The following is a 12397-nucleotide window of genomic DNA, read 5'->3' on the forward strand; positions in this document are numbered from 1 at the left end:
CTGGCACTAGAACACGTTGCAATCGACAGGAGCGCACACGTATGCCCCACGGAACTTCGGGCCCCATTCCCGCGGACTTCGACTTCCTGGACCCGGACGTCAATCTGAAAGCACTGCCGGTCGAGGAGCTCGCCGAGCTCCGCAAGTCCGAGCCTATCCACTGGGTGGACGTACCGGGTGGCACGGGTGGGTTCGGTGACAAGGGCTACTGGCTGGTCACCCGGCACGCCGACGTCAAGGAGGTGTCCAAGCGCAGTGACATCTTCGGTAGCTCGCCGGACGGCGCGATCCCGGTATGGCCGCAGGAGATGACGCGCGATTCCATCGATCTGCAGAAGAACGTGCTGCTGAACATGGACGCCCCGCAGCACACCCGGCTGCGCAAGATCATCTCCCGCGGGTTCACCCCGCGGGCCGTCGGTCGCCTCGAGGACGAGCTGAATCAGCGCGCCCAGAACATCGCCAAAACCGCACTGGCCAACGGCACGGGAGACTTCGTCGAGCAGGTGTCGGCCGAGCTGCCGCTGCAGGCGATCGCCGAACTGCTCGGTGTGCCGCAGAATGATCGCGACAAGATCTTCCGCTGGTCGAACGAGATGACCGGCGGCGAGGACCCCGAGTTCGCCGACGTCGATCCGGCCATGTCCTCCTTCGAGCTGATCACCTATGCCATGAAGATGGCCGAGGAGCGGGCCAAGAACCCGACCGAGGACATCGTCACCAAACTGATCGAGGCTGACATCGAGGGCGAGAAGCTCTCCGACGACGAGTTCGGCTTCTTCGTCATCATGCTCGCGGTGGCCGGCAACGAGACCACCCGCAACTCGATCACCCACGGCATGATCGCGTTCGCGGCCAACCCGGATCAGTGGGAGCTGTACAAGGCCGAGCGCCCGACCACCGCCGCCGACGAGATCATCCGCTGGGCGACACCGGTATCGGCGTTCCAGCGCACCGCGCTCGAGGACACCGAACTGTCCGGTGTGCAGATCAAGAAGGGCCAGCGGGTGGTGATGTCCTACCGCTCGGCCAACTTCGACGACGAGGTCTTCGAGAACCCGCACACGTTCAACATTCTTCGTGACCCGAATCCGCACGTCGGCTTCGGCGGGACGGGTGCGCACTACTGCATCGGCGCGAACCTGGCCCGGATGACGATCAACCTGATCTTCAATGCGGTCGCCGACAACATGCCCGATCTCAAGCCCATCGGCGATCCCGAGCGGTTACGGTCGGGGTGGCTCAACGGCATCAAGCACTGGCCTGTCGACTACACCGGCCAGGCCGCGGCCGGCCACTGATCGCCACAGGAACTCACCGCGCGCGAGCGCAACGGACTCGAGGAGGAGTCGGGTGGATTTCACGCCTGACCCGGAGCAGCAGGCTGTCGCCGATGTGGTGACCTCGGTGCTGACCCGGGAGAACACATGGGAGGCGCTGGTTTCGGGCGGAGTCCCGGCACTCGGTGTGCCGGAGCGGCTCGGCGGCGACGGGGTCGGGCTGCGTGAGCTCACCACGGCGCTGACCGAGATCGGCCGGCACGGCACGATCAGCCCCGCACTCGCGACCCTGGGCTTCGGGTTGATCCCGCTGCTCGATCTCGCCTCCCAGCCGCAGCAGGACCGCTACCTCGCCGGTGTGGCCAAGGGTGCGGTGCTCTCGGCCGCACTCAACGAGCCCGGCGCGTCGATGCCCGACCGCCCGTCGACCACGGTGCGCGGCGGTCGGCTGACGGGGACCAAGACCGGCGTCCCCTATGCCGAGGCCGCCGAGTGGCTTGTGGTCAGCACTGACAGCGGTGTGGTCGTGGTCTCCCCGAAGGCCGACGGCGTCACCGTCACCGCCACGCCGACCTCCAACGGAGGCGACGAATACTCGGTGCACTTCGACGATGTCGCCGTCGGTGAGGACGACGTGCTCGCCGGTGCGGAGGTGCGCCGTCTCAACCAGCTCGCGCTGGCGGCGGTCGGCGCATTCGCCGCAGGGTTGGTCGCGGGAGCCCTGCGACTCACCGCCGATTACGTCGCCAACCGGCACCAGTTCGGCCGGCCGCTGTCGACCTTCCAAACCGTCGCCGCGCAGCTGGCCGAGGTCTACATCGCTTCACGCACCATCGATCTGGCGTCGACGTCGGTGATCTGGCGGCTGGCCGAAGGCCGGGATGCCGACGAGGATCTCGACGTGCTCGGCTACTGGGTGACCTCCCAGGCGCCACCGGTCATGCAGACCTGTCATCACCTGCACGGCGGTATGGGGATGGACATCACCTATCCGATGAACCGCTATTACTCGACGATCAAGGACCTGACCCGCCTGCTGGGCGGTCCGTCGCACCGTCTCGAACTGGTGGGAGCCTGACTGATGTTGATCGACCTGACCCCCGAACAGCGCCAGCTGCAGGCCGAATTGCGCGAGTACTTCGCCAATCTCATCACGCCCGAGGAGGCGCAGGCGATGGAGACCGACCGGCACAACGAGGCCTACCGGGCGGTGATAAAGCGGATGGGCTCCGACGGCAAGCTGGGCGTCGGATGGCCCAAGGAGTTCGGCGGACTGGGCCTCGGTCCGGTCGAGCAGTCGATCTTCGTCAACGAGGCCGCCCGCGCCGACGTGCCGCTGCCGGCGGTGACGCTGCAGACCGTCGGACCGACCCTGCAGGTGTACGGCACCGAGGCGCAGAAGAAGAAATTCCTGCCCGCCATCCTCGCCGGTGAGGTGCATTTCGCGATCGGCTATTCCGAGCCGGAGGCCGGCACCGACCTCGCTTCGCTGCGCACCTCGGCGGTCCGGCACGGCGACGAATACATCGTCAACGGCCAGAAGATCTGGACCACCGGCGCCCATGACGCCGACTACATCTGGCTGGCGGTGCGCACGGATTCCGAAGCGCCCAAACACAAGGGCATCTCGATCCTCATCGTCGACACCAAGGACCCCGGCTACTCGTGGACGCCGATCATCCTGTCCGACGGCGCGCACCACACCAACGCCAGCTACTACAACGACGTTCATGTGCCGGCCGACATGCTCGTCGGTGAGGAGAACGCCGGCTGGAAGCTGATCACCACCCAGCTCAACCACGAGCGGGTCATGCTCGGCCCCGCGGGCAAGGTCGCGGTGATCTACGACCGGGTGCACGCCTGGGCGTCGAAGCCGGGCAGCAGCGGTGTCACCCCGCTCGACAACGAGGCGGTGCGGCGGCTCCTCGGAGAGATCAGGGCCATCTGGCGGATCAACGAGTTGCTCAACTGGCAGGTCGCCGCCGGCGGCGAGACCATCCAGGTCGCCGACGCCGCAGCCACCAAGGTGTTCGGCACCGAGCGGATCCAGCGGGTGGGCCGCATCGCCGAAGAGGTCGTCGGAACCTACGGCGACCCGGCCGATCCCGACACCGCCGAGCTGCTGCGCTGGCTCGACAGCCAGACCAAGCGCAATCTCGTCATCACCTTCGGTGGTGGTGTCAACGAGGTGATGCGCGAGATGATCGCGGCCGCGGGTCTGAAGGTCCCGAGGGTGCCCCGGTGATGAGCGCTGATCTGCAGCCGGACATCGAGAAGATCACGGCCGAGGGCAAGAGCGAACCACGCACCGGACGCGATCCGGTGAACCAGCCCATGATTCACCACTGGGTCGACGCCATCGGGGACAGGAACCCGATCTACGTCGACGCCGACGCCGCCACATCCGCCGGGCATCCGGGCATTGTCGCGCCGCCGGCGATGATCCAGGTGTGGACGATGGGCGGTCTAGGCGAGGGCCGGTCGGACGACGACCCGCTGTCGAAGATGATGGCGCTGTTCGACGATGCCGGCTATGTCGGCGTCGTCGCCACCAACTGCGAACAGACCTATCACCGGTATCTGCAACCCGGTGAGGAACTGACCATCCACGCCGACATCACCGATGTCGTGGGGCCGAAACAGACCGCGCTCGGCGAGGGCTACTTCATCAACCAGCTCATCACCTGGACCGTCGCCGGTGGCGAAACCGTCGCCGAGATGAACTGGCGCATCATGAAGTTCAAGCCCCGGGGCGAGGACACACCGGCCGTGCCCGACGACCTGGACCCGGACAACCTGATGCGGCCGGCCTCGTCGAAAGACACCCGGTTCTTCTGGGACGGGGTCAACGCGCACGAACTGCGGATCCAGAAGCGTCCGGACGGCACCCTGCAGCACCCGCCGGTGCCCGCGGTGTGGGCCGAGAAGGACGCCCCTGCCGACTACGTGGTGGCCGCCGGCACCGGCACCGTCTACAGCTACGTCGTGCACCACGCGCCGAAGGTGCCCGGTCGCAGCCTGCCGTTCGTGATAGCGCTGGTCGAGTTGGACGAGGGGGTGCGGATGCTCGGCGAGCTACGCGGTGTCGAACCCGCCGATGTACGGATCGGATTGCCCGTGCGCGCAACCTACATCGACTTCCCGGACAGCGACGTCAGCCCCGCGTGGACGCTCTACGCCTGGGAGCCGGCCCGATGAGCGCGCCGGCGTTGGAGGTCGGCGCGACGCTGCCCGAACTCAAGATCTACGGCGACCCGACGTTCATCGTCTCGACGGCCATCGCCACCCGCGACTACCAGGACGTGCACCACGACCGGGACAAGGCGCAGGCCAAAGGATCCAAGGACATCTTCGTCAACATCCTGACCGACACCGGTCTGGTGCAGCGGTACCTGACCGACTGGGCGGGGCCCACCGCTCGGATCAAGTCGATCGGGCTGCGACTCGGGGTGCCGTGGTACGCCTACGACACCATCACCTTCACCGGTGAGGTCACCGCCGTGGACGGCGGCGTCGCGACCGTCAAGGTGACCGGTGCCAACAGTCTCGGTAATCACGTCATCGCTACGGCGACACTCGCTTTGGGGGACCACTGATGCTCTCCGGAAAGGCCGCGATCGCCGGCATCGGCGCGACCGACTTCTCCAAGAACTCCGGCCGCAGCGAGCTACGGCTGGCCGCTGAGGCGGTACTCGACGCGCTCGACGACGCCGGACTCACCCCCGCCGACGTCGACGGTCTGGTGACGTTCTCGATGGACTCCAACCTCGAGACCGCGGTGGCGCGATCCACCGGCATCGGAGAGCTGACGTTCTTCAGTCAGATCGGCTACGGCGGCGGTGCCGCCGCGGCCACCGTGCAGCAGGCCGCACTGGCCGTCGCGACCGGCGTCGCCGAGGTCGTGGTCGCCTACCGGGCGTTCAACGAACGCTCGGAACACCGCTTCGGCCAGGTGATGACCGGTCTGACCGTCAACGCCGACTCCCGCGGTGTCGAGTACAGCTGGTCCTACCCACACGGTCTCAGCACCCCCGCCGCTTCAGTGGCCATGATCGCGCAGCGCTACATGTACGAATACGGCGCCACCAGCGCCGATTTCGGCGCCGTGTCGGTGGCCGATCGCAGGCACGCGGCCAACAATCCCAAGGCACACTTCTACGGCAAGCCCATCACCATCGAGGACCACCAGAATTCGCGGTGGATCGCCGAGCCGCTGCGCCTGCTGGACTGCTGCCAGGAGACCGACGGCGGGGTCGCGATCGTCGTGACGACTCCGGAGCGCGCGAAGGACCTCAAGCATCGGCCCGCGGTCATCGAGGCGGCCGCGCAGGCTGCCGGGGCCGATCAATTCACCATGTACTCGTACTACCGCGACGAACTCGGGCTGCCGGAGATGGGTCTGGTGGGTCGTCAACTGTGGGCCCAGAGCGGTCTGTCGCCCGACGATATCCAGACCGCCGTCCTCTATGACCACTTCACCCCGTACACCCTGATCCAGCTCGAGGAACTCGGATTCTGCGGCCGGGGCGAGGCCAAGGACTTCATCGCCGGTGGGGCCATCGAGATCGGCGGCAAGCTGCCGATCAACACCCACGGCGGCCAGCTCGGCGAGGCCTACATCCACGGGATGAACGGCATCGCCGAAGGTGTCCGTCAGCTGCGCGGCACCTCGGTCAACCAGGTCGACAACGTCGAGCATGTGCTCGTCACCGCCGGCACCGGGGTTCCGACCTCCGGGCTGATCCTGGGCTGAACATCCGTCGCCGACCCCCCGAGCTACCGGGTAAAGTTTGCTGCGTAGTCGTCTGACCATGCGCAGAGGGGGTCGTGACCGTGGGCATCATGCCGGACAGCAGCCCGTTCGGTTCCCAAACCGTGACGGGCCCCGGCTGGCCGAACGTCGATGAGGAGACGCTGGGCGCCGCCGCCGCCTCCTACGAGGCGCTGGCCGCGAAACTCAGCGGCAGCGTCGTCCCCGAACAGACGAGTCAGCTGATGAAGCTCGCCGAGGACTGGCAGGGCGGCGGGTCGGTCGCGGCCGCGGGAGAGGCCAGCACCATCATCGGCGGGCATGAGACCAATGCGGCCCACGCCGCCGCGATCGCGGCCAAGCTGCGCTCGATGGAAGCGGCCGTCGCGCAGACCAAGATGCTGGTCAACACCGTCGCTCAGGAAACCCAGCACGAGGTCGAGGCCATCTCGGCGATGCCCCTGCCGAACGCGCAGGAACTGGCGCAGAGCCGGATCAAGATGGGGCTGTCACAGAACACCGCCACCGTGACGGCCAACTCGACCGAACTCGCCAACACGCTGGGGGTGCCGCCGAGCATCCCGAAACCGGGCGCCCCACCGACCGTGCCGGGTCAGCAGGCGGCGAAGGAAGCCGGCAAAGCCGGTGAGCAGGGATCGCAGCAGGGTATGCAGATGATGATGCAGATGGCGCAGATGGGTGCGCAGCTGCCGTCGCAACTCGGCCAGATGGTGACCCAGGTTCCCCAGCAGATGATGCAGCCGCTGCAACAGCTGTCGCAGCCCCTGCAGCAGCTCACGTCGATGTTCGGCCAGGGCGGCAAGGGGGATGCGCTGGGTGCCGCCGGATCGCCGTTCTCGTCGTTCTCGAACCATCCCGCCGCGGGCGGATCGGGCGCCAGTGGCGGGGCCGGCATGGTCCGGGCGGCGTCGTTGCCCGGCTCGGGCGGCGTGGGGGCGCAGACGCCGCTGATGGCCGGGCTGGTGGGCACCAACGCCGTGTCCACGGCCCCACCCGAACCGGTCGGCGCCGGGTCCGTCGCGGTCGGCGGGGTGGCGCCGGTGGCCGCGGGCGGTATGGGCGGCGGCGCGCCGATGGGGATGATGGGCCAGCGCGGCACCAGTGGCGGGACGACGGCGGGTCTGACCGGGCCGCCGGAACTCGAGTACGACCTCGACGAGGACGTCGACGATGAGTGGTGAGGACGCCGAGGGGGCGAAGCGCTGATGGAACCGTTCAAGAAGCCGGAAGGCATCTCCTGGGATGCCGCTTCGGTGCAGCTGCCCGAGATGCCGATGGTGCCACCGGGTGAGGACGCGATGAGCGCGACGATCTCGGCCGTGCTGCCGACGCTGGCCGCGCCGCTCACCGCGAATGTCGTTGCGCTGCAAGCCAACGAAGGCATGTTCTCGGGAAAGTTGGTGAGTGCGCAGGCGGCGTACACGAACGCCGACGACCAGGGCGGTCAGGGCGTCGGACAGTTCACCGACATGCTGGGTCAGCTCGGCAAGATGGGCAGCGAGGCGGCCGGGTCGCTCGGAAAGGGCGCCGGCGGTGGTCAGGGCGGGGGCATGTTCGGGTCGATGATGCAGCAGGCGATGCAGGCGGCCCAGCAGTTCGGCGGCGGCAAGGAGGGCCAGGGCGGTCAGGGCGCACCCGCCTCAGGTGCTCAGGCCGGGTCCGCGCCGCCAGCCGCGCCTGCCGCCGGTGCCGGAGCTCCGGCTCCGCAGGCGCCGCCCGCAGACCAGAATCGCGAACACCAGCCTCCCGCCGAGGAGAAGGGACGCGACGAGGAGCGGCGACCGCTGCTCGAACGGGCCGATGCCGGGCCCGACGACCACGCCCGGGGCGCCGGGCCCGCGCCGGTCGCGCCGCCGCAGCCGTCCACCGACACCGACGTGGAGGACCTCGCCCGCCGCATGCTGTAGCGGCTGGCTGCGTCTGTCTCTGCCTCCGAACGTGACGCTGGAGTCACATTCGCCGTCGCTCGTGACTCCAGCGTCACGCGCGGTAGTGCTGTCGGTGCACGATGCCAGAGTTCAGCCATGGGGGAGCCGTTCATCGGCAGTGAAGCCGTCGCCATGGGACTCGTCACCAAGAGTGCGCTGCGGCGGCACTACACGCGCCTGTACCGAGACGTCTACATCGAGCCCGGGATCGTGCTGACCGCGGAGCGCAAAGCCCATGCCGCGTGGCTGTGGTCGCGAAGGAACGCAGTGGTCGCAGGATTCTCGGCGGCGGCCCTGCACGGAAGCCGATGGGTGAACGCATCGCGGCCGGCGGAACTGCTGCATGACAACCGCCACAGGCTGCCAGAGCTGCGCATCTGGGGTGACCGGCTGGACGATGACGAACGGCAGTTGATCGCCGGTGTGCCGGTGACCACGCCGGCCCGCACCGCACTCGACCTCGCCTGTTGGTACCCCCGAGGCACGGCGGTCGCCGCCATCGACGCGCTGGCCCGGGCGGTGGATCTGAAGATGGCGGACGTCGACCTGCTGACCGAGCGGTACCGCGGTCGCCGGGGCATCGGGCAAGCGATCGCCACCCTGAGCCTGATCGACAGCGGTGCGCAATCGCCCAAGGAGTCGTGGCTACGCACTGTCCTCGTCGAAGCGGGCCTTCCGCGGCCGACCACACAGATCCCGGTATACGACGACGACTGCCGACCCTTCGCGTTTCTGGACATGGGTTGGGAGGACGTCATGGTCGCCGTGGAATACGACGGCGAGCAACACCGGATAGATCGCAAGCAGTACACCTGGGACATTCGGCGTCAGGAAAGAATCGAACGCTGCGGCTGGCTTGTCGTCCGGGTCGTTGCAGACGACCGTGAAGCCGACATCATCCGGCGGGTACGCGCGGCACGCTCCCGCCGAACGTGACGCCAGTGCCACGCTCGAACGCCCGCGTGACTCCAGCGTCACGCTCGCGGCAGGACCCGGAGTTACTTCGCGATCAGTTCCACGCCGGACAGGGCGATGGCGTCGTCGCGGCTGGGTGCGGTGATGGTGGCGAGCAGGGTGTCGCCGTCTTTCCAGACGTTGGCCCGCAGCGTCTCGCCCGGGAACACCACGCCGGCGAAGCGGGCGCCGTAGGACGCGACGCGAGAGACGTCACCGTCGAGGAAGGTGTCGACGATCGCCTTGCATGCGATGCCGTAGGTGCACAACCCATGCAGGATCGGCCGCGGAAAGCCTGCTGCCGCAGCGAATTCGGGGTCGGAGTGCAGCGGGTTGCGGTCGCCGCACAGGCGGTAGAGCAGCGCCTGCTGGGGCAGGATCGGCAGATCGACCTCGGCGTCGGGTGCTCGCTGCGGCGGCTCGACCGAGGTCGACGGACCCCGCTCACCGCCGAATCCGCCCTCACCCCTGGCGAAGATCGACCGCTTCTGCGTCCACAGCGGCGTACCGTCCGGCGCGGCGACGGTGGTCTCCGACCAGATGACCGCGGCCTTGCCCTTGTCCCAGATGTCGGTGATGCGGGTGACGCCGACGCCACTGCCCGACGACGGGATCGGCCCGGGGACGGACACCGCCTCGCTGCCGTGCAGCACCCTGGACAGCTCGATCTCGATCCCGGGGAACGTCACCGAGGGCGGCTCGGTCATGTGAAAGCTCTGTGCGACGCTGCCGAAGGTCGGGAGCACCTGCGGGGTGTTGTCCACCAGGTAGCGCAGCTCGCGCTGATCCATCGGATCGACGCCGGCGCCCAGACCCAGGTGGTAGAGCTGCACATCGCTACTGGTCCACGAGAATTCGACCGGCGGCAGCTCGGCACCCAGGGCTTCGTCCAGATTGATCGGCATGGCGCTATTTCTTACCGGCGAGGTGCAGCGCGGCCAGATATCCGAACGTCATGGCGGGCCCGATCGTCCCGCCCGGACCGGGATACGTATGGCCCATGACCGGCGAGCTGGCGTTGCCCGCGGCGTAGAGGCCTTCGATGACCGAGCCGTCGTCACGCAGTGCCCGCCCGTGGACGTCGGTGCGTACCCCGCCCTTGGTGCCGAGGTCACCCGGCACCATCTTCGCTGCGTAGAACGGGCCGTGGCTGATCTCGCCGAGATTGGGATTCGGCTTGTTCGTGGGATCGCCGTAGTAGCGGTCGTAGGCGCTCTCACCGCGGTGGAAGTCCTCGTCGACCCCGCTGCGCGCGAAGCCGTTGAACCGGTCGACCGTCGCGGTCAGCGCCTCGGCCGACAGGCCGGCCTTCTCGGCCAGTTCGGTGAGGGTGTCGGCCTTGACGATGACGCCGGATTCCAGCCACTTGTTCGGAATGCGCTGTCCCGGTTGAAGTCCGGCGAAGATGTAGCGGTCGCGGTACTGCTGGTCGAAGATCAGCCAGGCGGGGATGTTCTCGCCCGGTCCCGACCCCTGGCCGTACTGGCCGCCGTACATGTGGTGGCAGGCCTCGACGTAGGGCATCGATTCGTTCATGAAGCGCTGGGCCGACATGTTGACGATGATCGATCCGGGGGAGTTGCGTTCCGAGAGCGCGAACCACGGGGCGCCGACCAGGGGAACCGTCGGCCCCCACCAGGCGTCCTCCATGACGTCCAGTGCCGCGCCGAGCTTCTCGGCGGCCAGGATGCCGTCACCGGTGTTGGCCGTGGCGCCGACCGTCCACTCGGTGGTGATCGGGGCGCGCTGGTATTTGACCCGCATCTGCTCGTTGTGCTCGAACCCGCCGGAGCCCAGGATCACTCCGCGGCGGGCGCGGATCAGCCGGGGTTCGTCGGACTCCGGAGCCGTCATGTCGCGGACATAGATCCCGCGCACGACGCCGTCCTCGACGTACAGGTCGGTGAGCGCGGTGTTGAGCAGCACCGGTACCCCGGCCTGGCGCAATGCGATGCGTAGCGGGGCGATCAGGGCGCGTCCCATGCCGACGAGGTTCTTGCCGGTGGCGTTGGCCCAGACGGACCGGACCCCGACCTTGAGGCTGCGCAGGACCCCGCGCGGATGGCGCTTGAGCTGGTTGAGTCGCACGTAATCCTGCTGCATGACGACCATGTTGAGCGGCACCTTGCCGTACGGCGGCTCCAGTCCGGGCAGATCCTCGCCGAGCTTCTTGGCGTTGAACGGCTTGGGCTCCACGGAACGTCCGGTCGGCTTTCCGCCCGGCGTCTCGGGGTAGTAGTCGGAGTAGCCGGGCACCCAGCACAGCTTCAACGGTGAGTGCTTCAGCACGAACGAGAGCATCTCGGGTCCGCGGTCGAGGTAGGTGTCGATCCGCTCCGGAGCCACCACGTCGCCGATGATCGCGTGCAGGTACCGACGGGCGTCTTCGCGGGTGTCCTTGACCCCGTCGCGTTTGAGCACCTCGTTGTTCGGAATCCAGACACCGCCACCCGACCGCGCAGTGGAACCCCCATAGTGCGGGGCCTTCTCGACGACTACTGTCGAGAGGCCCTGGTGAGCAGCGGTGAGGGCGGCGACCATACCGGCCGCGCCGCTTCCCACGACGATGACGTCGTACTCCTGTCCGGTCATGTAGAACACGTTATAGAATTGCCCGGCCGACCCACAACTGTGCCGGTCGACGATACGAGGGGACTTCACGTAAATGCTCAGCGCCGAGGTACGTGATCAGCTGGCCGCCGACCTGGCGGAGGCCGAGCGGAGCCGGGTTCCGATCACGCCGCTGACCGACCGTCAGCCCGATATCGACGTCGTGGACGCCTACGAGATCCAGCTGATCAACATCCGGCAGCGGGTCGCCGAAGGCGCGCGCGTGATCGGTCACAAGGTCGGCCTCTCGAGCGAGGCCATGCAGAAGATGATGAACGTCGACGAACCCGACTACGGCCACCTGCTCGACGAGATGCAGGTGTTCGAAGACGTTGCCGTTCGGTCGGACCGCTTCCTGTATCCGCGCGTCGAGGTCGAGGTGGGGTTCATCCTGGCCGACGACCTGCCCGGTGCCGGATGCACCGAGGAGGACGTGCTGGCGGCGACGGCGGCGTTCGCGCCGGCCATCGAGTTGATCGACACCCGCATCACCGACTGGAAGATCAAACTCTGCGACACCATCGCCGACAACGCCTCATCGGCCGGCTGGGTGCTGGGCGAGGCGCGGGTTTCGCCCAAGGACGTGGACATTCGAGCCATCGACGCCGTGCTCACCAACAACGGTGAGACGGTGGCCGAAGGCCGCAGCGATGCGGTGCTCGGCAACCCGGTCACCGCGGTGGCGTGGCTGGCGCGCAAGGTCGAGAGTTTCGGGGTGCGGCTGCGGGCCGGCGACATCGTGTTGCCCGGCTCCTGCACCCGTGCGATAGATGCACCGCCCGGTAGCCGTTTCGTCGCTGACTTCGCCGGGTTAGGTTCAGTCAAGCTCAATTTCGAGTAAGGCAGGGAGAACG

12 protein-coding genes are annotated in these 12397 nt (G+C 67.7%); 10 read left to right on the forward strand and 2 right to left on the reverse strand.

Annotated features, from left to right (window positions below; all coding sequences use genetic code 11):
* The first annotated feature begins 41 nt into the window (after positions 1–41).
* The 9 genes from ACN27E_RS21315 to ACN27E_RS21355 all read left to right on the forward strand — a co-directional run bounded on the left by ACN27E_RS21315 (position 42) and on the right by ACN27E_RS21355 (position 8915).
* Positions 42–1301 carry a cytochrome P450 gene (locus ACN27E_RS21315; protein WP_422744498.1) on the forward strand — a complete coding sequence of 420 codons (1260 nt, stop codon included), beginning with the start codon at positions 42–44 and terminating at the stop codon, positions 1299–1301.
* 52 nt (positions 1302–1353) lie between these two features.
* Positions 1354–2358, forward strand: coding sequence for an acyl-CoA dehydrogenase family protein (locus ACN27E_RS21320; protein ID WP_422744500.1), 1005 nt, complete (start codon positions 1354–1356; stop codon positions 2356–2358).
* Positions 2359–2361: 3 nt separating this feature from the next.
* On the forward strand, positions 2362–3525 hold the full coding sequence (fadE29, locus tag ACN27E_RS21325) for an acyl-CoA dehydrogenase FadE29 (protein ID WP_422744502.1): 1164 nt from the start codon (positions 2362–2364) through the stop codon (positions 3523–3525).
* The gene (locus ACN27E_RS21330) at positions 3525–4478 is read left to right on the forward strand and encodes a bifunctional MaoC family dehydratase N-terminal/OB-fold nucleic acid binding domain-containing protein (protein WP_422744503.1); all 954 of its coding nucleotides are present in this window, start codon (positions 3525–3527) and stop codon (positions 4476–4478) included. Before fadE29 ends, ACN27E_RS21330 begins: the two co-directional genes overlap by 1 nt.
* The gene (locus ACN27E_RS21335; RefSeq protein ID WP_422744504.1) at positions 4475–4876 is read left to right on the forward strand and encodes a MaoC family dehydratase; all 402 of its coding nucleotides are present in this window, start codon (positions 4475–4477) and stop codon (positions 4874–4876) included. Before ACN27E_RS21330 ends, ACN27E_RS21335 begins: the two co-directional genes overlap by 4 nt.
* Positions 4876–6033: a lipid-transfer protein gene (locus ACN27E_RS21340; RefSeq protein WP_422744505.1), complete on the forward strand. Its 1158-nt coding sequence runs from the start codon at positions 4876–4878 to the stop codon at positions 6031–6033. The genes ACN27E_RS21335 and ACN27E_RS21340 overlap by 1 nt, the downstream gene beginning before the upstream one ends.
* A gap of 80 nt (positions 6034–6113) precedes the next feature.
* Positions 6114–7232, forward strand: a complete 1119-nt coding sequence (locus ACN27E_RS21345) for a hypothetical protein (protein WP_422750026.1) — start codon at positions 6114–6116, stop codon at positions 7230–7232.
* A 24-nt stretch (positions 7233–7256) separates the two neighbouring features.
* Complete coding sequence (locus ACN27E_RS21350) at positions 7257–7958, forward strand: hypothetical protein (protein ID WP_422744507.1); 702 nt, start codon at positions 7257–7259, stop codon at positions 7956–7958.
* Positions 7959–8075: 117 nt separating this feature from the next.
* Positions 8076–8915, forward strand: a complete 840-nt coding sequence (locus ACN27E_RS21355) for a hypothetical protein (RefSeq protein WP_422744508.1) — start codon at positions 8076–8078, stop codon at positions 8913–8915.
* Between the two features lie 62 nt (positions 8916–8977).
* Here the strand turns inward: ACN27E_RS21355 and ACN27E_RS21360 are convergent, their stop codons facing one another.
* Positions 8978–9838 (reverse strand): MaoC/PaaZ C-terminal domain-containing protein, encoded by an 861-nt coding sequence (locus ACN27E_RS21360; protein ID WP_422744509.1) that lies wholly within the window; start codon positions 9836–9838, stop codon positions 8978–8980.
* Positions 9839–9842: 4 nt separating this feature from the next.
* Positions 9843–11525, reverse strand: coding sequence for a 3-oxosteroid 1-dehydrogenase (kstD, locus tag ACN27E_RS21365; RefSeq protein ID WP_422744511.1), 1683 nt, complete (start codon positions 11523–11525; stop codon positions 9843–9845).
* A gap of 73 nt (positions 11526–11598) precedes the next feature.
* Here kstD and ACN27E_RS21370 point away from each other — a divergent pair, with 73 nt between their 5' ends.
* The gene (locus tag ACN27E_RS21370) at positions 11599–12384 is read left to right on the forward strand and encodes a 2-keto-4-pentenoate hydratase (RefSeq protein ID WP_422744513.1); all 786 of its coding nucleotides are present in this window, start codon (positions 11599–11601) and stop codon (positions 12382–12384) included.
* The last annotated feature ends 13 nt before the right edge of the window (positions 12385–12397 follow it).

Origin of the sequence: Mycobacterium sp. WMMD1722, from assembly GCF_049315205.1 — a bacterium.
Taxonomy (GTDB): domain Bacteria; phylum Actinomycetota; class Actinomycetes; order Mycobacteriales; family Mycobacteriaceae; genus Mycobacterium.